Annotated in this window: 22 protein-coding genes; 17 read left to right on the top strand and 5 right to left on the bottom strand. The window is 67.8% G+C overall.

The genetic code is table 11. The annotated features are described in order from the left end of the window. Positions 1–9 precede the first annotated feature (9 nt). Positions 10–1,026 carry an EF-P beta-lysylation protein EpmB gene (gene epmB, locus AC3WTD_RS11530; RefSeq protein WP_492613878.1) on the bottom strand — a complete coding sequence of 339 codons (1,017 nt, stop codon included), beginning with the start codon at positions 1,024–1,026 and terminating at the stop codon, positions 10–12. A gap of 117 nt (positions 1,027–1,143) precedes the next feature. On the opposite strand from epmB, the gene efp reads away from it, so the two are divergent. The 7 genes from efp to folE2 all read left to right on the top strand — a co-directional run bounded on the left by efp (position 1,144) and on the right by folE2 (position 6,934). Beyond that, positions 1,144–1,710 (top strand): elongation factor P, encoded by a 567-nt coding sequence (efp, locus tag AC3WTD_RS11525; protein ID WP_235642598.1) that lies wholly within the window; start codon positions 1,144–1,146, stop codon positions 1,708–1,710. A gap of 231 nt (positions 1,711–1,941) precedes the next feature. After that, positions 1,942–3,273 (top strand): TRZ/ATZ family hydrolase, encoded by a 1,332-nt coding sequence (locus AC3WTD_RS11520; RefSeq protein ID WP_027492779.1) that lies wholly within the window; start codon positions 1,942–1,944, stop codon positions 3,271–3,273. Between the two features lie 14 nt (positions 3,274–3,287). Continuing rightward, a complete protein-coding gene (locus tag AC3WTD_RS11515) occupies positions 3,288–3,542 on the top strand; it encodes a YciI family protein (protein ID WP_492613877.1) in 255 nt (84 codons plus the stop codon). 78 nt (positions 3,543–3,620) lie between these two features. Next, entirely contained in the window at positions 3,621–4,349 is a 729-nt protein-coding gene (gene ubiG / locus AC3WTD_RS11510; protein WP_492613876.1) for a bifunctional 2-polyprenyl-6-hydroxyphenol methylase/3-demethylubiquinol 3-O-methyltransferase UbiG, read from the top strand. Next, a complete protein-coding gene (gene gph / locus AC3WTD_RS11505; RefSeq protein ID WP_027492776.1) occupies positions 4,346–5,026 on the top strand; it encodes a phosphoglycolate phosphatase in 681 nt (226 codons plus the stop codon). Before ubiG ends, gph begins: the two co-directional genes overlap by 4 nt. Then, positions 5,023–5,877, top strand: a complete 855-nt coding sequence (locus tag AC3WTD_RS11500; protein ID WP_492613875.1) for an isoprenoid biosynthesis enzyme family protein — start codon at positions 5,023–5,025, stop codon at positions 5,875–5,877. Before gph ends, AC3WTD_RS11500 begins: the two co-directional genes overlap by 4 nt. Positions 5,878–5,986: 109 nt before the next feature. Further along, the gene (gene folE2, locus AC3WTD_RS11495) at positions 5,987–6,934 is read left to right on the top strand and encodes a GTP cyclohydrolase FolE2 (RefSeq protein WP_027492775.1); all 948 of its coding nucleotides are present in this window, start codon (positions 5,987–5,989) and stop codon (positions 6,932–6,934) included. A 122-nt stretch (positions 6,935–7,056) separates the two neighbouring features. On the opposite strand, the gene yidD is transcribed toward folE2, so the two are convergent. Next, complete coding sequence (gene yidD / locus AC3WTD_RS11490) at positions 7,057–7,299, bottom strand: membrane protein insertion efficiency factor YidD (protein ID WP_221174207.1); 243 nt, start codon at positions 7,297–7,299, stop codon at positions 7,057–7,059. A gap of 253 nt (positions 7,300–7,552) precedes the next feature. On the opposite strand from yidD, the gene dksA reads away from it, so the two are divergent. Then, complete coding sequence (gene dksA / locus AC3WTD_RS11485) at positions 7,553–8,644, top strand: RNA polymerase-binding protein DksA (RefSeq protein WP_492613874.1); 1,092 nt, start codon at positions 7,553–7,555, stop codon at positions 8,642–8,644. 126 nt (positions 8,645–8,770) lie between these two features. Here dksA and AC3WTD_RS11480 read toward each other — a convergent pair whose 3' ends face one another. The 3 genes from AC3WTD_RS11480 to cysS all read right to left on the bottom strand — a co-directional run bounded on the left by AC3WTD_RS11480 (position 8,771) and on the right by cysS (position 13,113). Continuing rightward, entirely contained in the window at positions 8,771–10,867 is a 2,097-nt protein-coding gene (locus AC3WTD_RS11480) for a TonB-dependent receptor (RefSeq protein ID WP_492613873.1), read from the bottom strand. Between the two features lie 297 nt (positions 10,868–11,164). Further along, the gene (locus AC3WTD_RS11475) at positions 11,165–11,599 is read right to left on the bottom strand and encodes a SufE family protein (protein ID WP_492613872.1); all 435 of its coding nucleotides are present in this window, start codon (positions 11,597–11,599) and stop codon (positions 11,165–11,167) included. Positions 11,600–11,742: 143 nt separating this feature from the next. Continuing rightward, positions 11,743–13,113, bottom strand: a complete 1,371-nt coding sequence (gene cysS, locus AC3WTD_RS11470) for a cysteine--tRNA ligase (protein WP_492613871.1) — start codon at positions 13,111–13,113, stop codon at positions 11,743–11,745. 190 nt (positions 13,114–13,303) lie between these two features. Between cysS and AC3WTD_RS11465 the strand changes: the two genes are divergently transcribed. The 9 genes from AC3WTD_RS11465 to AC3WTD_RS11425 all read left to right on the top strand — a co-directional run bounded on the left by AC3WTD_RS11465 (position 13,304) and on the right by AC3WTD_RS11425 (position 22,914). Continuing rightward, the gene (locus AC3WTD_RS11465) at positions 13,304–13,828 is read left to right on the top strand and encodes a glycine zipper 2TM domain-containing protein (RefSeq protein ID WP_027492769.1); all 525 of its coding nucleotides are present in this window, start codon (positions 13,304–13,306) and stop codon (positions 13,826–13,828) included. 311 nt (positions 13,829–14,139) lie between these two features. Continuing rightward, the gene (locus AC3WTD_RS11460) at positions 14,140–15,141 is read left to right on the top strand and encodes an N-acetylornithine carbamoyltransferase (RefSeq protein ID WP_492613870.1); all 1,002 of its coding nucleotides are present in this window, start codon (positions 14,140–14,142) and stop codon (positions 15,139–15,141) included. A gap of 42 nt (positions 15,142–15,183) precedes the next feature. Beyond that, complete coding sequence (locus AC3WTD_RS11455) at positions 15,184–15,807, top strand: FMN-binding negative transcriptional regulator (RefSeq protein WP_492613869.1); 624 nt, start codon at positions 15,184–15,186, stop codon at positions 15,805–15,807. Continuing rightward, entirely contained in the window at positions 15,804–16,301 is a 498-nt protein-coding gene (locus AC3WTD_RS11450; protein ID WP_492613868.1) for an OsmC family protein, read from the top strand. The genes AC3WTD_RS11455 and AC3WTD_RS11450 overlap by 4 nt, the downstream gene beginning before the upstream one ends. A gap of 52 nt (positions 16,302–16,353) precedes the next feature. Further along, complete coding sequence (locus AC3WTD_RS11445; protein WP_492613867.1) at positions 16,354–17,616, top strand: argininosuccinate synthase; 1,263 nt, start codon at positions 16,354–16,356, stop codon at positions 17,614–17,616. A gap of 169 nt (positions 17,617–17,785) precedes the next feature. After that, positions 17,786–19,045, top strand: coding sequence for an acetylornithine deacetylase (locus AC3WTD_RS11440; protein WP_492613866.1), 1,260 nt, complete (start codon positions 17,786–17,788; stop codon positions 19,043–19,045). Between the two features lie 16 nt (positions 19,046–19,061). Next, complete coding sequence (locus tag AC3WTD_RS11435; protein ID WP_027492763.1) at positions 19,062–20,384, top strand: acetylglutamate kinase; 1,323 nt, start codon at positions 19,062–19,064, stop codon at positions 20,382–20,384. Between the two features lie 142 nt (positions 20,385–20,526). Further along, positions 20,527–21,480 carry an N-acetyl-gamma-glutamyl-phosphate reductase gene (argC, locus tag AC3WTD_RS11430; RefSeq protein ID WP_492613865.1) on the top strand — a complete coding sequence of 318 codons (954 nt, stop codon included), beginning with the start codon at positions 20,527–20,529 and terminating at the stop codon, positions 21,478–21,480. Positions 21,481–21,618: 138 nt separating this feature from the next. Then, positions 21,619–22,914 (top strand): argininosuccinate lyase, encoded by a 1,296-nt coding sequence (locus AC3WTD_RS11425; protein WP_492613864.1) that lies wholly within the window; start codon positions 21,619–21,621, stop codon positions 22,912–22,914. Positions 22,915–22,923: the final 9 nt, after the last annotated feature.

Below are 22,923 nucleotides of genomic sequence, written 5' to 3'. Positions count from 1 at the left end.
ACTGCCGCTTTACAGCGGCCGTTTGGAGGCGTCGCCGCCCACCTCGCGCACCAGTCGGGGCACCAGGTAGCCCGGCAGGCGGGCGCGCAGCGCTTCCACCAGGACCAGGGCGCGGTGGTCGTCGACCTCGAAGTGCGCGGCGCCCTGTACGCGGTCGAGCTGGTGCAGGTAGTACGGCAGCACGCCAGCGGCGAACAGCCGCTCGGACAGCTCGGCCAGCGCGTTGGCGTCGTCGTTGACCCCGCGCAGCAGCACCGACTGGTTCAGCACGGTGGCGCCGGCCGCGCGCAGCCGGGCGCAGGCGGCGTCGACGCTGGCGTCCAGTTCGTTGGCATGGTTCGCGTGCAGCACCACCACCTTCTGCAGCGGCAGCGCGCCCAGCCAGCCGGTGAAGGCGTCATCGATGCGCTCCGGCAGCACCACCGGCAGGCGGCTGTGGATGCGCAGGCGGATGACCTGCGGCAATTCGGCCAGGCCGCGGCCCAGTTCCTCCAGTTTGGTGGTGGCCAGCGCCAGCGGGTCTCCGCCGGACAGGATCAGCTCGCTGATCGAGGGGTCCTGGCGCAGATGCTCCAGCGCCTGCTTCCACTGGCCGGCGGCGGCCATCTCCTCGCCATACGGGAAGTGACGGCGGAAGCAGTAGCGACAGTTGATCGCGCAGCTGCCGCTGGCGATCAGCAGGGCGCGCCCGTGGTACTTGTGCAGCACGCCGCGCGCCTCACGCGCTGCCATGTCGCCGACCGCATCGGTAACGAAGCCGGGCACCTCGTCCAGCTCGACCAGTTGCGGCAACACCTGCAGCAGCAGCGGATCGCGCGAATCGCCGTGGCGCATGCGAGCCACGAAGCCGCGCGGCACGCGCAGCTGGAAACCGGCGTCCGCCGGCGGCAGCTGGCCGGCGAGATGCTGCAGCCCGAGCAGGTCCAGCAGTTCGCCAGCATCGGTGACAGCCTCGCGCCACAGCTGGCGCCAGTCGGCGGCCGGGGCGTCCGGCGTAATGCGTGCGGCAGGGCTTGCGGTTATCATGTGTGGCCTTGTCTGGGCCGGCCGGCCCGTCAAACCATCTATTTTAGCCGCCGGCAGCGGCGCAAGGGCCCGTTTCGGGCCCTTGAACATTGAAATTCATATATCGGAGCGCACTGCATGGCCACCGCCGGTCTCAACGACGTCAAGAAGGGTATGAAGATCCTTCACAACAACGATCCGTGGATCATCACCGAAGCCGAGTTCATCAAGCCCGGCAAGGGACAGGCGTTCACCCGCATCTTCATCCGCAACCTGAAGACGGGGCGCACCACCGAGCAGACGATGAAGTCCAGCGATTCGTTCGAGGTGGCGGACATCACCGACACCGACATGCAGTACCTGTACTCCGACGGCGAGTTCTGGCACTTCATGCACCAGGAATCGTTCGAGCAGCACCAGGCCGGCAAGACCGGCGTCGGCGACACGGCGAAGTGGCTGAAGGGCGAGGAAGAGTGCGTGGTCACGCTGTTCAACGGCGAGATCATCGCGGTGCAGCCGCCGAACTTCGTCGAGCTGAAGATCACCGAGACCGATCCCGGCGTGCGCGGCGACACCTCCGGCGGCGGCGGCAAACCGGCCACGCTGGAAACCGGCGCGGTGGTGCGCGTGCCGCTGTTCGTGGGCACCGACGAGGTGATCAAGGTCGACACCCGCACCGGCGAGTACGTCAGCCGCGTCAAGTGACGAACCGGCGCGCGGGCTGTGCCCGCGCCTTTGCCGGTTCGTCATCCCGGCGAAGGCCGGGATCCAGTGAAGTACTCGTGCGCAGCACGCCAAACCCTTCACCCGGCTGCACGAGAGCCCTGGACTCCGGCCTTCGCCGGAATGACGATGTCGAGACATGACGATTCTGGGGCGGGCGCCGCAAGGTGCGCCGCCCCGTCTCGTATTTATCCCTTGCACAGTGAGTGAGCGATGAGCCAGATGCCTCCGCAGCCCGTCGACCTGATGATCGAAGCGCGCTGGGTCGTCCCGATCGAACCGCATGGCGTGGTGCTCGACAACCACGCCGTCGCCGTCGACGGCGGCCGCATCGTGGCCGTGCTCCCCATGGCCGAGGCGCATGCCGCCTACGCGCCGCGCGAGCGTGTTTCGCTTTCCGAACACGCGTTGATTCCCGGTCTGGTCAACAGCCACACGCACAATCCGATGACCCTGCTGCGCGGCCTTGCCGACGACCTGCCGCTGATGGTGTGGCTGCAGCAGCACATCTGGCCGGCCGAGGCGAAGGTACTGGGGCCGGAGTTCGTGCGCGACGGCGTGGAACTGGCGGTGGCCGAGATGCTGCGCGGCGGCACCACCTGTGCCAACGAGAACTACTTCTTCCCCGACGTGATCGGCGCCACTTACCGCAAGCTGGGTTTCCGCGCGGTGGTCGGCCTGCCGGTGATCGAATTCCCCACCGCCTGGGCGAAAAGCCAGGACGAGTACTTCGAACGTGCCGGCGAGGTGTACGACAGCTTCCGCGGTGACCACCTGATCAGCACCGCGTTCGCGCCGCATGCGCCGTATACGGTGTCGGACGAGAGCTTCGAGCGCATCCGCGTGTTGTCCGACCAGCTCGACATCCCGGTGCACCTGCACACGCACGAGACTGCGCACGAGGTCGAGGACGAGAAGGCCAGGAGCGGGCTGCGCCCGTTCCAGCGGCTGCAGAAGCTGGGCCTGGTCAACGACCGCCTGATCGCGGTGCACATGACCCAGCTGACCGACGGCGAGATCGCCGCCTGCGCCGCCGCCGGCGTGTCGGTGGTGCATTGCCCGGAGTCCAATCTCAAGCTCGCCTCCGGCTTCTGCCCGGCGGAAAAACTGCGCGTCGCCGGGGTCAACCTGGCGCTTGGCACCGATGGCTGCGCCTCCAACAACGACCTGGACATGTTCGGTGAGATGCGTACCGCCGCGCTGCTGGCCAAGGCGGTGGCCGGCGACGCCGCGGCGTTCGATGCGGCGTTCGCGCTACGTGCGGCCACGCTCAACGGCGCGAAGGCGGTCGGACTGGAGGCGAAGATCGGCTCGATCGAAGTCGGCAAGCAGGCCGACTTCGCCGCCGTGCGATTGAGCGACCTGGAAACCCAGCCGCTGTTCCACGTCGTCTCGCAGCTGGTCTATGCCACCGGCCGCCATCAGGTCAGCGACGTGTGGATTGCCGGCAAGCGCAAGCTGGCCACGCGCGAACTGGTCGGCATGGATACCGTCGCGATCCTGGAGCGCACGCGCGCCTGGCGCGAGCGTATCGCCTCGGCCTGAAGCGGAGTCCCTCGATGAACCGTTACCTGGTCCTGCTGATCCGCCGGCCGCAGCTCGATCCCGCCGCGGTACCGCTGCATCTGGCCTTCCTGCAGGGCTTGCACAAGGAGGGCCGGGTCGAGCTGTCCGGCGGCTTCAGCGACAAGTCCGGCGGTGCCTACCTGCTGCGTGCGGCCGACCTGGCCGAGGCGACCGCGCTGGTGCACCGCGATCCGGCCCACGTCAGTGGCGGTTGGGACATCACGGTGTACGAGTGGCAGGCGGTTTGATCTGAGCGGGAGAATCAACAGGCAGTCATCCGTGGCCGAACTTTCCAATAGACTCATGGGCTCACCGTGGACTCGAACATGACCACCGCCAACGTCAACCCCGCCGAGATCGCCCGCTTCGACAGCCTGGCGGCACGCTGGTGGGATCCCGATGGCGAGTCGCGCCCGCTGCACGACCTCAACCCGGTGCGCGCGGCCTACGCCGCCGCCCGCGTCGACCTGCGCGGGGCGAAGGTCGCCGACGTCGGTTGCGGCGGCGGCCTGCTCAGCGAGGCGCTGGCGCGCGCCGGCGCGAAGGTCACCGGCATCGACCTGGGCGGGAAGGTGATCGAGGTCGCGAAGCTGCACCTGCATGAATCCGGCCTCGCCGTCGATTATCGCGTGCAGTCCTCGACCGAACTGGCGGCGGCCGAGCCGGCGAGCTTCGACGCGGTGTGCTGCATGGAACTGGTCGAGCACGTACCCGACCCACAGGCATTGGTCAACGACCTGGCTGCGCTGCTGAAGCCAGGCGGGCGGCTGTTCATGTCCACGCTCAACCGCACGCCGGCCGCGTTCGGCGCGGCGATCGTGGGCGCGGAATACGTGATGCGCCTGCTGCCGCGCGGCACCCACCACTACGCGCAGTTCCTCAAGCCGTCCGAGCTGGGCCGCCTGCTGCGCCACGCCGGGCTGGAGCTGGAGGATGTCTCCGGGCTGGCCTACAACCCGCTCAGCCGCAAGGCCTGGCTGAGTTCGATCACCGCGGTCAACTACGTGCTCAGCGCACGTCCCATGGGGACTTCCTACGGTCGCAAACCGGCATGAAGCCCTTGCCCGAGAACATCCAGGGCGTGCTGTTCGACCTGGACGGCACCTTGCTCGACAGCGCTCCCGACCTCTATGCCGCGCTGCTGGCGCAGTGCGCGGAAGAGAACGTGGCGCCGCCGCCGTATGCAGCGGTGCGCGAGGTGGTGTCGCGCGGTGCGCGCGCTGTGCTGCGCACCGCGTTCGCCGCGTGTGGCGAGCCGGCGCTGGAGGCGCTGGTGCCGCGCTATCTGCAGTTGTACCAGGACGTGATGGCGCAGCAGACGCGTGCGTTCGACGGCATCGACGAGCTGCTGGCGCGGATCGAGGCGCACGGCCTGCGCTGGGGCATCGTCACCAACAAGGCGGGTTTCCTCACCGACGAGCTGGTGGCCCGCATCGGCTGGGCGGGGCGCGCCGGTGCGGTGGTCTCGGGTGACACCCTGGCAGTAAAGAAGCCGGACCCGGCGCCGGTGCTGCTGGCCTGCGAGCGTGCCGGCGTGGCGCCCGCGCAAAGCCTGTTCGTCGGCGACGACCGTCGCGACGTACAGGCCGGCGCGGCGGCCGGCCTGTACACGGTGGCGGTGAGCTGGGGCTATCTCGACGGCGGCGATCCCCACGACTGGGGCGCCGATGCCGTGCTGGACCACCCGGCCGGGCTGGTCGAGCTGCTGAAACTGCAACCGGTAGTCGCATGATCGAACTGGTCGAACAGAACGCGGTACTGCAGGGTTTCATCGACAAGTGGCTGGCGGTGCAGCCGCAGCAGCGCGTGGCGCTGGCCTTCGTCGATGGCCGGCGTTATCCCGGCCACGTTGCATTGGCCGCGCTGGAGCAGGAACTGCTCGGCGCCGCCTACGGCATCCGCGAACCGCTGGTGGCCACCGCCAAGCTCAACTGGTGGGCCGAGGAACTGGCCGGCGCGCCAGCCAGCGGCGGGCGTCACCCGCTGAGCCAGGTGCTGTTCGACGACGAGCGCGCGCATGCCATCGCCAGCGAGCTCTGGCTGGCGCCGGTGCTGGCCGCGATGGCACAGCTGGAGCAGGGCACCGCCGCCGACTTCCCTGCACAGATCGAAGCCGCGCTGCCGCTGCACGGTGCGCTGGCCGCGCTGGAAACCGCCTGGTGGTACGGTGCCGAGGCGTCGCCGGCGCGGGCGTCGCGGGTGGCCGTGCTGAATCATCTGCTGCATGCGCTGGTGCGGCTGCAGCAGGATGTCGAGCGCGACCGCCTGCCGCTGCCGATGGCGTGCCTGGCGCGACATGGCCTGAGCCGCGCGCAGTTGCGTACGGCCGGCGCGGCGCGGCAGCAGGCGGTCAGGGCGCAACTGGGCGACCTGCTGGCCAGCTGGCAGGAGTCGTCCACGCTGGCCGGGCCGCTCAGCGTGTTTCGCGCGCTCGAATCGCGTCATGCCAGCAGTCTGGCGCGGCGGGCGGCGCGTGCCGGCGACGCGCTGGCAGTGCTGCAGGCCGGCCAGTCGCGCACCGTGCTGACCACCGCGCTGCAGGCCTGGCAGGCGGCGCGCGCATGGCGCCGGTACGTGGCGTAAAACGGCCACGGACGCAGCGTTTCCACCACGCCACTATTGCGCGGCCGCCTGCCTGCCCCAAGATTGTCTGCTTCACGGCGCCCGCTCGCCGATGCCAGGATTCCCCATCATGCCGAACCAGGAAAATACCGCCCGCCTGCTGCCCGATGTCGCCGTGCACGCGCAGCCGCATCTTGCCGGCGCGCTGGACTGGGTCGGCATGGCCGACATCCAGGTGCCGGTGCTGTTCGACGCCGGCGATGGCCAGGTGCAGCGTTCCAGCGCCCGGGTCGGTGCCTTCGTCAACCTGAGCCGGCCAGACAAGCGCGGCATCCACATGTCGCGGCTGTACCTGCAGGTCGAACAGGCGCTGAGCACGCAGACGCTGGATGCGTCGATGCTGCACGCGCTGCTGCGCGGCTTCCTCGATTCACACAAGGATCTGTCCGACCGGGCCTGCCTCAGCATCCAGTTCGAGCACCTGGTGCGCCGCCCCGCGCTGAAGAGCGCCAACAGCGGCTGGCGCGCCTACCCGGTATGCATCGAGGCCAGCCTCACCGGCGACGAGTTCCTGCTCGAGTTCGGCACCGAGGTGGTCTATTCCTCCACCTGCCCGGCCTCGGCGGCGCTGTCGCGCCAGCTGATCCAGGACCAGTTCGCCAGCGACTTCGATGCCGGTCAGCCGCTCGACCATGCTGCGGTGCTGGCCTGGCTAGGCAGCGAGCGCGGCATCGTCGCTACCCCGCATGCCCAGCGCAGCGTGGCGCGCCTGCGCATCCGCCTCGTGCCCGGCGCCGACTTCCACCTGATCGGCCTGATCGATCGCGTCGAGCATGCGCTCGGCACGCCGGTGCAGACCGCGGTGAAGCGCGAGGACGAACAGGCCTTCGCGCTGGCCAACGGCGGCAACCTGATGTTCTGCGAGGATGCCGCCCGACGCATCCAGAAGGCACTCGACACCGATGCCGCGCTCGGCGATTTCCATGTCCGCGTCGAGCACCAGGAAAGCCTGCACCCGCACGATGCCGTGGCCTATGCGAGCAAGGGCGTGGAAGGCGGCTACGGCTCCACGCCGTGACGATCGCTCCGTGACGATCGCTGCCGCTTGCGCCGGTCCGGCGTCGGCGGCCATTCCGAGCTAGCCGCGCTTCACGCGAGACGGGGGCGGCCTCGCGGCGACGACTCCGTATTCCGGAACGGTCAGTGCGCCTCGGGAGAATCCACGTGGTGGCGACAGCGGGAAAAATGGAAGTGCTCGGGCACCGGATCCTCGCCGCCATCGCACAGCGGCTGGCAGCGCAGCACGCGCCAGCCGGCCAGCAAGCTGCCGCGCCACGGGCCGAAGCGGGTGACCGCAATCCGTGCATAATCGGAGCAACTGGGGTGGAAGCGGCAGCGCGGGCCGAGCAGGGGACTGAGCCAGCGCTTGTACAAACGCAGCATCCACAGTATCAATCGGGTCAGGACATTCACGGTGCCGGAGCGGCCAGCGATGGGTAGTGGTACAAGTATTCCAGATGCGAGCTTGCCGGTGTAGGACACATGGGCTATAACACCCGGCCGCCACGGCCAAAAACGGTGAAGGGATATGGCGAAAACGACGCGTAGTTCGACCGCTGCCAAGGCGCAGAAGGGCAAGTCTCCGACAGGGAGCAGGGGCGCCAGGTCGAAGCCGGCCGCAGGCAGGGAACGGCCGGTGAAGAGCGCCGCCAAGGCCGCGCCGAAGAAGGCCGTCGCCAAGCCGGTGGCGGCGAAGAAGCCGGCCGCCAAGCCCGTGGCTGGGAAAGCCGCCGCCAAGTCGCCGGCGAAGAAGTCCGTCGTGAAGAAGGTGACGGTGAAGAAATCCGCGATGAAGAACGCGCCGGCGAAGAAAGCCGTCGCGAAGAAGCCCGCCGTGAAGAAAGCCGTCGCGAAGAAGCCTGCCTTGAAGAAGCCTGCCGTGAAGAAAGTTGTCGCGAAGAAGCCTGCCGTTACGAACGCCAGGCCCGGGAGCGGCGCTGCGGTGAAGAAGGCCGCGAAGCCGGCGACCAAGGTGGTCGCCAAGAAGGCGGTGCCGGCGAAGCCGGTGGCGAAACCCGCCGCCAAACCCGCCACCCGGCCGAACCCGCCGGCCGAACCCGCTGCAAAATCCGTTGCCAAACCGGCAGCGGTCGCCGTCAACCACGTGTCCCCGGCGCCTGCCAGCACCCTGTTCAAGGGCAAGGTGGCGAGCGCAACCGCCATGGTGATCCCGCGTGCAACCCAAGGTGCCGCAGGTCACGCCCCTCCCCACAAAAGTCCGAAAAATTCGTCGTCCTCAATGAACAAATCCGCTGCAACGAAACTCGACAACGGCATCACCCGCGAAGATGGCCGGTATGCGCTGCCGTCCACCAGCATCATCAACCTGCCCAAGGGATACCACCCCTCGCTTGCCGAGGAGTACATGAACCCGATGCATCTGGCCTACTTCCGCAACAAGCTGCGCGACTGGCGCGATCAGCTGGTGGAAGAGTCGCGCCAGACCATGGACAACCTGCGCGAGGAAGTGCGTGACGTCGGCGACGAGGCCGAGCGCGCCACGCGTGAAACGGAGAACTCGCTGGAGCTGCGCACCCGCGACCGCTACCGCAAGCTGATCTCGAAGATCGACAAGGCGCTGCGCCGGATCGAGGAGGGCAGCTACGGCTTCTGCGAGGAGACCGACGAGGAAATCGGCATCGACCGCCTCGATGCGCGCCCGATCGCCACGCTGTCGCTGGATGCGCAGGAACGTCGCGAGCACCTGCAGAAGCAGATGGGCGACTGATCGCCGCGCCATCCCTGCGGCCAGGGATGGCGTCGTTGCCCGCATCCACCATCAAAGAAACCCCCGAACCTCGCGGCTCGGGGGTTTCTTTTTTTCCGGGCGGGCTCGCGCTCGCCGCGGTCGACGCTAGAACTGGTAGCGCAAGGTCAGGTTCGCGCCACGCGGCGCGCCCGGCAGGTTGAGGTTCGGGCTGGTGCCGTGGGCAGACACGATGTAGCGCGTGTCGAACAGGTTGGTCAGGTTGAGCTGCAGCGAGACCGGCCCGGTGCGGTACTGCGCCATGAGGTCGGCGGTCACGTAGCCGGGTAGGGTCACCGTGTTGCCCGGGTTGGCCTGTCGTGCGCCGACCAGGTTCAGGCCGCCGCCCAGCTGCCAGTGCTCCGCGAACGCGCGGGTGACCCACAGGTTGCCGCTGTGGCGCGGGGTGAGGGTGGCGCGCTTGCCCTGCACAGGGCGCCCGGCATCCCTGGCCACGGAACGGGTGACGCGCGCATCCAGCCAGGCGTAGCCGGCGAGCAGGCGCCAGCCGTCCGCCAGGTCCGCGGCGGCGCTGAGCTCGACGCCGCGCGTGCGTTGCGTGCCGATCGTCAGCACTTTCTGCGTGGCCGGATCGGTGGCCTTGATGCCGCTGCGCTCCAGCTCGAAAAGGGCGGCGTTGAAGGTGACGCGTCCGTCCAGCAGGTCGTACTTCGCGCCGACCTCGGTGTTGTGCGTGCGCTCGGGTGCGATGTCGGCATTGCTCGCCGCGAGAGCGAACGCCTCGCCGGAAGGCTGGAACGAACGACTCCAGGACACGTAGTAGGACTGCATGGCGGAAGGCTGCCAGACCACGCCCACGCGCGGGCTCAATGCCTTGTCGGTGCGCGCGAGGTTCCGCTGGCCCGGCAGGTGGTTTTCCGTCCTCTGGCGAAAGCGGTCGTAGCGCACGCCCAGCAGGGCTTTCCACTGCGAACCCAGGCTCAGCAGATCCTGCAGGTAGACGGCGCTGGTGTCGAAGATGCCAAGGTTGTCAGCGGCCGGCGCGCGAGACACCTGCAGCGGCAGTACCGGCAGCACCGGATGGAACAGGTCGACCACGGCCACGCCACTGGCGCTGCGATTGAGCTGGGCCTTGTTCTGCCGCCCCAGCTCCAGGCCGTAGAGCAGGTCGTGGCTGAGCGTGTCGCCGGCCAGGCGCTGGCTGAGTTCGGTCTGGTTGAACCAGCCGTGCTCGTGCCGGTCGACGTTGGAGCGGTTGAGTGAAACGGTTCGCGCGTTTTCGTTGACGCTGCCCGGCAGCGTGTTGTTGCGGTCGAGCTTGTAGTCGTACCAGCGCATGGCGTTGCGCAGCGTCAGGTCGTCGCTGAAGGCGTGGGTCAGGGTCGCGGTGGTCGAGGTCACGGTCGACTCGCTGGTGTCGACATCGCGCGCGTTGGCTGCGCCGTAATAGGTTTCCCTCGGCACGTCGACCGGGCGCCCGTGCCAGGCCGGAATGCCGAAATCGGTGACGCGGCGGTCGTTCAGGTAATCGGCCTGCAGCAGCAGCGTGGTGTTGCTGCCGGGATGCAGCAGCACCGAGGGAGCCACGGCGCGGCGCTTGAGGAACTGCGGGTCGCGATAGCCGTTGGCGTCCTCGACCGCGCCGGTGAGGCGCCACGCGCTGCCGGCGTCGCCGAAGCGCCGGCCGACGTCCAGTTCGCCGCGGCGATCGGCCCAGCTGCCATAGCTGAGCGCGACCTGGCCGCCGTCGGTGCCCGGCTGCCGCGTGATGCGATTGATCAGGCCGCCCGACGAGCCGCGTCCGTACAGCACCGACGCCGGCCCTTTCAGCACCTCGATGCGCTCGATGTTGGAGAGGTCGCGGAAGTACAGCGCGTCGTCGCGCAGGCCATCGACGAACTGGTCGGCGATCGCGGTGAAGCTGCGGATGGAAACCTGGTCGCGCTGGCCGTCACCAGTCGAGAAACCGACGCCGGGCACGTTCTTCAGCGCATCCTGGATCGAGGTGGCGTGCTGGTCGCGCAGCACGCTGGCCGGAACCACGTTCACCGTCTGCGGCACGTCGCGCAGGGCGGCGGCGATTTTGGTGGCGCTGGTGGCGTCCGGCACGCGGTAATCGCCGGGGTGGGTGGCCTGCACGTTGACGCCGGGCAGCAGTTTGGCCTGGTCGGGGGAAGCGTCGGCATGGGCCCGGGGCGAGCCCAGGATGGTGAGCAGGGCGAGGGAGAGAGGCAGCAGGCGCATGGAAAAATCCTGGGCAGCAGTGGGCCACGCGCATCCCTCGCGGGGGCGCGATGAGCACACAGGGGTTGGCGCCGGGCCGGCGTGGCGCTGGCTGGCTCAGGCCGCGGCGAACGGATGGAACGCTTTCATCGTTGCCGGCCGGGAGCGGTCAGCAAGTTGTTGCGAATTATTCTTATTTTCGCGAAGGGCGTCAACACTGCATTGAATGGACGCACCGTGCGGTGTGCGACAGGTATCGCTGCGGGTTGCAGGCAACGGCGAAGAGGGCGGAAGACGCGTGGCGTCCCCGCTTTGTGATCAGCCACCGCCTGCCGCGGCGGCGTAGCCCTTCAGCTTGGCCAGCATCGCGGCCAGGCCGTTCGAGCGGGTTGGCGAGAGATGCTTGGCCAGGCCGATCGTGCCGATGAAGGCCGGCTCGGTGGCGAGAATCTCCGCTGCGGGGCGGTCGGAATAGACGCGCAGCACCAGCGCGATCAGGCCGGACACGATCGCCGAATCGCTGCTCGCCTCGAAGTGCATGCCCGACGCATCGCCGCTGGGCACCAGCCAGACCATCGACTGGCAACCGTGCACGCGGTACGCCTCGGTCTTGTACTCGTCCGGGAACGGCGGCAGCTGCCGGCCGAGATCGATCAGATACTGGTAGCGCTCGGTCCAGTCGCCCAGGAAGGCGAATTCCTCGGCGATTTCCTGCTGGGTCTGGTCGGTGCTGGTGGTGGCGGTGGCGTTCATGCGTCCATTATCGCGCGCAGCAGGGCGGGAGATGAAATGTGTAGGAGCGCACCCCCGGATCGAGTCCGGGGCAGGCTCTGTGCGCGATGCTCCTCGCCACGTGACGGAAGGCATCGCGCACAGGGTGCGCTCCTACACGTGCGTCACGGCTTGGCGATGCTCCAGCGCGTGCCCTGGGCGCTGTCCTCGATCGCGATGTGCATGGCAGCCAGCTCGTCGCGGATCGCATCGGCGCGCGCGAAGTCGCGGGCCGCGCGGGCGGCCTGGCGCTGCTGCAGCAGGTCCTCGACGTGCGCCGCATCGACCGCCTCTTCGCCGCGGCGGAACCAGGCCTGCGGGTCCTGCTGCAGCAGGCCGAGCACGGCGCCGCCGCCGAGCAGCGCGGCCTTGGCCTCGGCGCTGCCGGACTGGCGCGCCGCGTCGGCCAGCACAGACAGCTCGGCCAGCGCCTGCGGCGTGTTGAGGTCGTCGCACAGCGCCGCCTCGATACGCTCCGGCACCGGCAGTTCGCCAGCCGGCAGCTCGATCGCGGCCAGGTCGCGCAGCACGCGATACCAGCCGTCCAGCGTGCTGGTCGCCTGCGCGATGGCGGCTTCCGACCAGTCCAGCGGCTGCCGGTAGTGGCCGCTCAGCAGGCGCAGGCGCAGCGCCTCGGGCGGATGCTGCTTGAGCAGCTCGTGCACCAGCAGCACGTTGCCCAGCGACTTGGACATCTTGCGACCGTCGAAGGTGAGCATGCCGTTGTGCATCCACCAGCGCGCGAAGGTCTTGCCGCCGTGCGCGCAGGTGGACTGGGCGACCTCGTTCTCGTGGTGCGGGAACAAGAGGTCGACGCCGCCGGCATGGATGTCGATGGTCTCGCCCAGGTGCGCCGCGCTCATCGCCGAACACTCGATGTGCCAGCCGGGGCGGCCGCGGCCCCACGGGCTGTCCCAGCCGGGCAGCTCCGGCGTGGACGGTTTCCACAGCACGAAATCGCCAGGGTTGCGCTTGTACGGGGCCACTTCCACGCGGGCGCCGGCGATCAGTTCCTCGGGGTCGCGGCCGGACAGCTCGCCGTAGGCCGGAAACGAGCCGACGTCGAACAGCACGTGGCCTTCGGCGGCGTAGGCATGGCCGCCATCCAGCAGGCTCTCGATCATCGTGATGATGGGGCCGATGTGGGTGGTGGCGCGCGGCTCGACGTCCGGCGGCGCCACTCCGAGCTCGGCCATGTCCTCGCGATAGGCCTGCGCGAAGCGCTCGGTGATCGTGCCGATCGGCACGCCCTGCTGCTGCGCGGCGGTGTTGATCTTGTCGTCGACGTCGGTGATGTTGCGCGCGTACGCCACCTGCGGGTAGTGCCGCCGCAGCAGCCTCACCAGCACATCGAACACCACCGGCCCGCGCGCATTGCCGATATGCACGTAGTTGTAGACGGTGGGGCCGCACAGGTACATCGTCACGCGCTCGGGATCGAGCGGGGCGAACGGTTCGGTGCGGCGGGTCAGGCTGTTGTAGAGCGAAATCGGCATCGGTGGAATCCGCAACGAGGGGGCCGGCCGGCGGCAGCGCGGCCAGCCCGGCATCTTAACAAGGTGTAAGCGGACGAGTCGCGCAAGCGCCCGGGGGATGGGTTCTAAGGGTGTATTCAGCGTGAATTTGCTGGAATGCCGCCAGTACGGGTGCAGACGCACCTGCAGTTTCCGAATTTGGGAGGTCACCATGACCAAACCATGGCTTTCCGCTCTGGTACTCGCCGTGATGGCTACCGGTGTCTACGCCCAGGATGGGCGTTACGCCAATGCTGACGACAATGCCCACTATGGTTGGGCCGACGTGCTGCGGGCCGACCCGGTGCAGGGCGTCACCCGCACCGAAGTGCCGCGCCAGGAGTGCTACGAGCAGCCGGTGGTTCGCCGCGAGGGCGGCAACACCACCGCCGGCACCGTGCTGGGTGCGGTGATCGGCGGCGTGCTGGGCAACACCGTGGGCAAGGGCGACGGGCGCAAGGCGGCCACCGTCGCCGGTGCCGTGGCCGGCGGCGCCATCGGCAACCGCGCCACCCGGGGTGGCGAGTACGAATCCAGCCAGACCGAATGCCGCCAGGTCAGCTCGATCAGCGAACAGCGCCGGATCATCGGCTACGACGTGGAATACCGCTATCGCGGCGAGGTCTACACCTCGCGTCTGAGCTACGACCCCGGCGAGCGCCTGCGCGTGCGCGTGCGGGTCGACCCAGCCGACTGATCCGTCTTTGCCTGCCAGCAGCAGCGCCGCCACCCGTTGGCGGCGCTGTCGTTCAGGGGCATCGATTTTTTTGTTGCATGGCAGCGAAATTGCCGCCATGATGCGCGCTCGCCATCTGGATTCTGCATGTCCACAGCCGTCTATACCGCCACCGTACTGACCAGCGCCCGCGCGGCCGCTGGCATGACGTCGCGTGCGCGCCGACCGCTGGACGGACATTTGGCCGGGTAGGCAGTCGCACGCGTTTCATGTGCATCGACGATAAACCCGGCTCTTGCGCCGGGTTTTTTGTTTTTGGATGGGAGTTAACCATGGCACCACGGCATTTCATCACCACCCAGGATTACAGCCGCGCCGAGATCGACGCGCTGCTGGAGCAGGCCGCGCGATTCAAGCGTGAAGTGCGCGGCGGGCAATTGGCCGGCAAGTCGATCGCGCTGCTGTTCTTCAATCCCTCGATGCGCACCCGCACCAGCTTCGAGCTGGGCGCGTTCCAGCTGGGTGGCCACGCCATCGTGCTGGCGCCGGGCAAGGACGCGTGGCCGATCGAATTCGAGGTGGGCAGCGTGATGGACGGCGACACCGAGGAGCACATCGCCGAGGTGGCGCGCGTGCTCAGCCGCTACGTCGACCTGATCGCGGTGCGCGCGTTCCCGAAGTTCCAGGACTGGGCGGTGGACCGCCAGGACAAGGTGATCAAGGCGTTCGCGCAGTACGCCACGGTGCCGGTGATCAACATGGAGACGATCACCCACCCCTGCCAGGAGCTGGCCCATGCGCTGGCGTTGAAGGAGCACCTGGGCGACCTCACCAGGAAGAAGTATGTGCTCACCTGGACCTATCATCCGAAGCCGCTGAACACCGCGGTGGCGAACTCGGCGCTGCTGATCGCCACCAAGATGGGCATGGACGTGACCCTGCTGTGTCCCACCCCGGACTACGTGCTGGACGAGCGCTACATGGCGTTTGGCCGTCTGAACGCCGAGCAGAACGGCGGTTCGCTGAGGGTCAGCCACGACATCGAGGAAGCCTACGCCGGCGCCGACGTGGTCTACGCCAAGAGCTGGGGCGCGCTGCCGTTCTTCGGTCGCTGGGAGCAGGAGAAGCCGATCCGCGAGGCGCACAAGCATTTCATCGTGGACGAGGCGAAGATGGCGCTGACTAACCACGGCCTGTTCAGCCACTGCCTGCCGCTGCGTCGCAACGTCAAGGCCACCGACGCGGTGATGGACGCGCCGTACTGCATCGCCATCGACGAAGCCGAGAACCGCCTGCACGTGCAGAAGGCGGTGATGGCATCGCTGCTGGCGTAGCGGGGAATGGGGAATTGGGAATAGGTGCATCTCGGAGCTGCCATGTACATGCCGAAGCATTTTGTCGAAACGCGCGTCGAGGTCGTGCACGGGCTGATGCGTGACTACCCGTTCGCCACCGTGGTGGCGAACGCGGCCGACGGCCTGCTCGCCAACCACCTGCCGTTCGAGCTGGTCGGCGGGTTGCTGCACGGCCATGTCGCCCGCGGCAATGAACTGGCACGGCTGGACGGCGCCGAGGTGCTGCTGATATTCCAGGGCCCGGACGGCTACATCAGCCCGAACTGGTACCCGACCAAGCAGGAGACGCATCGCGAGGTGCCGACCTGGAACTATGCGGTGGTGCATGTGCATGGCCGCCTGCGCGTGATCGACGATGCCGACTGGTTGCGTCGCCTGCTGGAAACCCTGACCAATCGCCACGAAGCGGGCCAGCCGCAGCCGTGGAAGATCACCGACGCGCCGGATGACCACATCGAGAAGTCGCTGCAGGCGATCGTCGGCCTCGAAGTCGCGATCGAGCGCATCGAGGGCAAGTTCAAGCTCAACCAGAACCACCCCGCGCGCAATCGCGCGGGCGTGATCGCCGGCCTGCGCGAGCGCGACGACAATGGCGACGCGGAACTGGCTGCATTGATGGCCCTGCAGGAGGAGTCGAAGCCATGAACCGCCCGCATCGTTACCTCGTCGGCGTGGAGTGGACCGGCAACCGCGGCAGCGGTACGGACGGCTACCGCAACTACAGCCGCAACCACGTGATCCGCATCGCGGGGAAACCCGAGCTGGCCGGTTCGTCCGATCCGACGTTTCGCGGCGATGCCACCCGGCACAATCCGGAGGACATGCTGGTGACCGCGCTGTCGACCTGCCACATGTTGTCCTACCTGCACATGGCCACCGTGGCCGGCGTGGTGGTGACGGCCTACGCCGATGCCGCCGAAGGCACCATGGTCACCGAAGGCGACGGCGGCCGTTTCGTCGAGGTAGTGCTGCGTCCGCTGGTGACCATCAGCGCCGCCAGCGATCCGAGGAAGGCCGAAGCCGCGCACGAGGCCGCACACCACGCCTGCTTCATCGCCAATTCCGTCAACTTCCCGGTGCGCTGCGAGCCGCGCATTGTTGTGAGCCGGGATACGGGATACGGGATTGGGGATTCGTAACAGCAGAAGCCAAACCGCCGCATCAACCCTTCCATCTACACCGAGAACTCCCATGTCGTCGCAAACCGCTCCCACGAATCCCGTATCCCGTATCCTGAATCCCGCCACCGGAGAAGGCCGAGACATCGTCTTGGCCTTCTCCGGCGGCCTCGACACCAGCTTCTGCGTGCCTTATCTGCAGGAGCGCGGCTGGGCCGTGCATACCGTGTTCGCCGACACCGGCGGTGTCGATGCCGAGGAGCGCGCCTTCATCGAGAGCCGCGCGAAGGAACTGGGCGTGGCCAGCCACGTCACCGTGGACGGCGGCCCGGCAATCTGGAACGGTTTCGTCAAGCCGTTCGTGTGGGCGGGCGAGGGCTACCAGGGCCAGTACCCGCTGCTGGTGTCCGACCGCTATCTGATCGTCGACGCCGCGATCAAGCGCGCCGCGGAGCTGGGCACGCGCGCCATCGCGCATGGCTGCACCGGCATGGGCAACGACCAGGTGCGTTTCGACCTGGCGGTGAAGGCGCTGGGCGACTACCAGATCGTGGCGCCGATCCGCGAGATCCAGAAGGAACACACGCAGACGCGCGCCTACGAACAGAAGTTCCTGGAAGATCGCGGCTTCGGCGTGCGCGCCAAGCAGCAGGCCTACACCATCAACGAGAACCTGCTCGGCCTGACTATGTCCGGCGGCGAGATCGACCAGTGGCAGGCGCCCGGTGCCGGCGCGGTGGGCTGGTGCAAGCCGCGCGCCGAATGGCCGTCCAAACCGCTTCGAGTGAAGGTCGGCTTCGTCAATGGCGAGGCGGTGACGCTGGACGGAGAAAAGCTCGCCGGCCACAAGATGCTGGCCAAGTTGAACGGCCTGTTCGCTGCCTACGGCGTGGGCCGCGGCCTCTACACCGGCGACACCACCATCGGCCTGAAGGGCCGCATCATCTTCGAGGCGCCTGGCCTCACCGCGCTGCTCGCCGCGCATCGTGCGCTGGAAGAGGCGGTGCTCAGCAAGCAGCAGAACCGCTTCAAGCCGGAAGTGGCGCGCAAGTGGGTGGAGCTGGTCTACGAGGGCTTCTTCCACGATCCGCTGAAGACCGACCTGGAAGCGTTCCTGGCCTCCAGCCAGACCACCGTCAACGGCACTGTGACGCTGGAGACGAACGGCGGCAGCGTCGGCGCGGTGGCGGTGGAGTCGAAGCACATCCTCAACGCCAAGGGCGCCACCTACGCGCAGTCGGCCGACTGGGGCGTCGAGGAAGCCGAAGGCTTCATCAAGCTGTTCGGCATGAGCAGCACGCTGTGGGCCGAGGTCAATCGGAGCGGTGGCGCATGAGTAGCGAGCTTTTCTCCCCGCTCACCCGCAAGGGGACTCCCGCAGGGCCGCCTGCGGGAGAGGGGCCGGGGGTGACGGTCCGGCCGTGCCGCGACGCCTCGCTCCGCCCGAACCCTCACCCCAACCCCTCTCCCGCAGGGAGAGGGGCTTCGCAGCGTGGAGCCGCGCGATGAGTGCGCTGCTCGACGCCACGCTGGAACACCTGCGCGTGCTGGTCGGTTTCGATACGCGCAATCCGCCGCGGGCGATCAACACCGGCGGCGTCTTCGACTACCTGCGCGCGCAGCTGCCTGGTTTCACGGTGACGGTCACCGATTTCGGTGCCGGTGCAGTGGCCTTGCATGCGGTGCGCGGCGAGCCGAAGCTGCTGTTCAACGTGCATCTGGATACGGTGCCGGATTCGCCGGCGTGGACGGCCGATCCGCATGTGCTGCGGATCAGCGACGATCGCGCAATCGGTCTCGGCGCTTGCGACATCAAGGGCGCGGCGGCGGCGCTGCTGGCGGTGGCGGAGGCCAGCGACGGCGCCATGGCGCTGCTGTTCACCACCGATGAGGAAGCCAACGACGCACGCTGCATCGCCGGCTTCCTGCGCGCTTTGCCCCCTCTCACCCACAAGGGGACTCCCTCGGGGTCGCCTCTGGGAGAGGGCCGGGGAGAGGGTACGGGCGAAGCGGGAGATCCGGCTTCGAGCGCACCCTCACCCCAGCCCCTCTCCCAAAGGGAGAGGGGCTATCAAGCGGTGATCGTGGCCGAGCCAACCAAAGGCGAGGCGGTGCTGGCCCATCGCGGCATCCAGTCGGTGCTGATGCGTTTCGCCGGCCACGCCGGGCATGCCTCGGGCGAGCAGAAGCCGGGCGACAGCGCCTTGCACCAGGCGGTGCGCTGGGGCGATGCGGCGCTGGACTTCGTCGCGGCGCAGGCGCACGAGCGCTTCGGTGGCCTGACCGGCCTGCGCTTCAATATCGGTCGCATCGAAGGCGGCATCAAGGCGAACATGATCGCGCCCACGGCGGAAGTGCGCTTCGGCTTTCGCGCGTTGCCCACGATGAATCCGGATCACCTGCTGATCCGTTTCCGCAATCTGGTGGAACCGCAGCCGGTGGAATTCACCGAGACTTTCCGTGGCGCCACGTTGCCGGCCGGCGACACCGCGCGCGCCGAGGAGCGTCGACTGGCGGCGCGCGACCTTGCCGACGAGCTGGGCATCCCGATCGGCAATGCGGTGGATTTCTGGACCGAGGCCGCACTGTTCTCCGCCGCCGGCTGCACCGCTTTCGTCTACGGCCCCGGCGACATCGCCCAGGCGCACAGCGCCGACGAGTGGGTTGCGCTGGAACAACTCGAACACTATGCGCAAACGGTTTATCGAATCGTTGAGAAGTCCGGCCAGGGACGGCCGGTTTTTGACCCCCGCGAGCATGGATGAGCGTAAGGAACAAACAATGGACACGGCTAAGCACAACACCCGCAAGACCATCGTGCGCCTGCTCTCGAGCATGGGCAGCGCGAAGGAAATCCAGCAGTACCTGAAGCGCTTTTCCGAGGTGGACGCCAAGCGTTTCGCCGTGGTGAAGGTCGGCGGTGCCGTGCTGCGCGACGAGCTGGCCGACCTCGCCTCGTCGCTGACTTTCCTGCAGCAGGTGGGGCTGACCCCAATCGTGCTGCACGGCGCCGGCCCGCAGCTCGACGAGGAGCTGGCTGCCGCCGGCATCGTGAAGCAGACGGTGGGCGGCCTGCGCGTGACCTCGCCGAAGGCGCTGGGCATCGTGCGGCGCGTGTTCATGCAGCAGAACCTGAAGCTGGTCGAGGCGCTGCAGTCGATGGACACCCGCGCTACCGCGGTGCCGTCGGGCGTGTTCATGGCCAGCTACCTCGACCGCGAGACCCTGGGGCTGGTCGGCAAGGTGGAGAGCATCAACCTGGCGCCGATCGAGGCCAGCCTGCACGCGAACTCGATCCCGGTGATCGCCAGCCTGGGCGAGACCGACGAGGGGCAGATCCTCAACGTCAACGCCGACGTCGCCGCGAACGAACTGGTGCGCGCACTGCAGCCGTACAAGATCGTGTTCCTCACCGGCACCGGCGGCCTGCTCGACGGCGAGGGCAAGGTGATCGACTCGATCAACCTCAGCACCGAGTTCGAGCACCTGATGGCGCAGCCGTGGATCAACGGCGGCATGCGCCTGAAGATCGAGCAGATCGCCGACCTGCTGGCCGACCTGCCGCTGACCTCGTCGGTGTCGATCACCCGGCCGTCCGAACTGGCCAAGGAACTGTTCACCCACAAAGGTTCGGGCACCCTGGTGCGGCGTGGCGAGAAGGTGCTGCGCTTCGACTCCTGGGAGGGCGTGGACCGCGAGCGCATGCGCGGGCTGATCGAATCCAGCTTCGGCCGCACCCTGGTGCCGGATTACTTCGAACGCACGCAACCGTTCCGCATCTACGTCAGCGAGAACTACCGTGCCGCGATGATCCTCACCATGGAAGGCGGCCTGCCGTACCTGGACAAGTTCGCCGTGCTCGACGACGCGCAGGGCGAAGGCCTGGGCCGCGCGGTGTGGCAGGTGATGCGCGAGGAGAACCCGCAGCTGTTCTGGCGCTCGCGTCACCACAACCCGGTCAATATCTTCTACTACGCCGAGTCCGACGGCTGTCTGAAGCAGCCGAAGTGGAAGGTGTTCTGGTACGGCCTGGACGGCAATTTCGACACCATCGCCCGCTGCGTGGCGCATTGCGCGCAACGCCAGCCGACGCTGGTGGGGTGAGCGGTATAGCCCTCCCCTGCGAAGCAGGGGAGGGCTGGGGGTGGGGTCGCTCTTGATCTTGCTGGAAGATCAAAAGCCTACCCCCTCCCGACCTCCCCCTGCGGTGCAGGGGGAGGAGCAAAAAAATCGCAGGAGTGAATCGGTGACACACGACAAGAAAATCATCGGCATCGTCGGCGCGCGCGGCCACACCGGCATGGAGCTGATCCGCCTGATCGCTGCGCATCCTGCGCTGAAGCTGGCTTTCGTCTCCTCGCGTGAACTGGATGGCCAGCGCGTGGCCGATCATGTCGATGGCTTCGCCGGTGAACTGCGCTACGAGAACCTCGACCCCGACGCCGTGGCCGCCAAGCGCGCCGACGTGGTGATCCTGGCGCTGCCGAACGGCAAGGCGGCGCCGTACGTGGCGGCGATCGACGCGGCGAGGCCGGACACGCTGATCCTCGATCTTTCCGCCGACTACCGCTTCGATCCGTCGTGGTACTACGGCCTGCCCGAACTCACCCGCGGGCAATGGCGTGGCGAAAAAAGGATCAGCAACCCCGGCTGCTACGCCACCGCAATGGAGTTGTCGATCACGCCGCTGAAGGACCTGCTGGCCGCTCCGCCAGTGTGCTTCGGCGTCTCCGGCTACTCCGGCGCCGGCACCACGCCGTCGGACAAGAACGATCCGGACAAGCTGCGCGACAACCTGATGCCGTACGCACTCACCGGCCACATGCACGAGAAGGAAGCCAGCTTCCGGCTCGGCATCCCGGTGGAGTTCATGCCGCACGTGGCGCCGCACTTTCGCGGCCTCACCGTCACCACCAACCTGTACCTCACCCGCCCGCTGAAACGCGAGGACGTGCTGCAGCGTTTCCATGCGGCCTACGACGGCGAGAATCTGGTCAACGTGACCGACGAGGCACCGTGGGTCAGTCGCGTTGCGCACAAGCACTACGCCGAGATTGGTGGTTTTGCCGTCTCGGCCGACGGCAAGCGCGTGGTGATCGTGGCCACGCTGGACAACCTGCTGAAAGGCGCCGCCACGCAGGCGATGCAGAACATCAACCGCGCGATCGGCCTGGACGAATACACCGCCATTCCGCAATGAATCGTCATTCCGGCGAAAGCCGGCAGCGCTTTACAACAGCGAAGCTGGTCATCCAGTGCCTTTCGTGAGCAAAGGCTCTGGATCCCAGCGTACGCTGGGATGACGGGCAGTCTCCGACGAGAGCTTTGAGATCACACCATGAACCAACCCCTCTGGCAAAAATCCGGCATCCAGATCGACGCAAAGATCATGAAGTTCCTCGCTGGCGACGACGTGCTGCTGGACCGCGAGTTCTTCCTGCACGACATCACCGCCAGCAAGGCGCACGTGGAGGGGCTGGCCAACATCGGCGTGGTCGACGCCGACGAAGCGGCCGCGCTGAAGCGCGAGCTGGATGCGCTGGCCGACGATTTCGCCAGCGGCGCCTTCGTGCTGGACGAGCGCTACGAGGACGGCCATTCGGCGATTGAGGCACGGCTTACCGAGCGCCTCGGCGACGCTGGCCGCCGCGTGCACACCGGGCGCAGCCGCAACGACCAGATCCTGGTCGCCACGCGCTTGTGGCTGAAGGACCAGCTCATCGCGCTGGAAACGCATTGCCGCGCCATCGCGCAGGTCTGTCTCGACCGCGCGGCGCAGCCAGCCGTGCCACTGCCGGGCTACACCCATCTGCAGCGCGCGGTGGTGTCGTCCACCGCGATGTGGTTCGCCGGTTTCGCCGAGGGCTTCATCGACAATGCGTTGCGCGCCCGCCAGACGATGGCGCTGATCGACGCCAACCCGCTCGGCACGGCCGCCGGCTACGGCGTGAACCTGAAGCTGGACCGCGAACACACCACCCAGGCACTCGGTTTCGCACGCATGCAGCTCAGCCCGATCTACGCGCAGCTGTCGCGCGGCAAGTTCGAGATGGCCGTGTTGGAGGCGATCGGCGGCGCGCTGCTCGACCTGCGCCGGCTGGCCTGGGATCTGTCGCTGTTCACCACCGCCGAGTTCGACTTCGTCAAGCTGCCGCCCGAGTACACCACCGGCAGCTCGATCATGCCGAACAAGCGCAACCCCGACGTGATCGAACTGCTGCGCGCCAGCTATGCCAGCGTAGCTGCCGCGCGTACCGAGATCGAGCAGCTGCTGTCGCTGCCGTCCGGCTACCAGCGCGACCTGCAGTTCTCCAAGGGCTCGATCTTCCATGGCGTGCGCCATGGCCTGATGGCGCTGGAGCTGGTGCCCGACCTGCTGGCGCGGTTCGGCTGGAACGAGGGCGCGATGCGCGCTGCGATCGAGCCGGCGATGTACGCCACCGACGTGGCGATCGAGCAGGCCGCCGCCGGCGTGCCGTTCCGCGACGCCTACCGTGCCGCGGCGGAAGCCGCGGCGTCCGCGGGGCAGGGGCGCACGCCGGAAGGCAGCCTCGCCGCCCGCGTGTCGCCGGGCGCCGGCAACGACCTGCGGCTGGATGAACTGCACGCGCGCTTGCGCGCACTCGACGACTGAAGCGGAGAC

Source organism: Rhodanobacter sp. FW106-PBR-R2A-1-15 (assembly GCF_058789735.1).
This window is presented reverse-complemented; position numbering and strand designations above follow the sequence as displayed.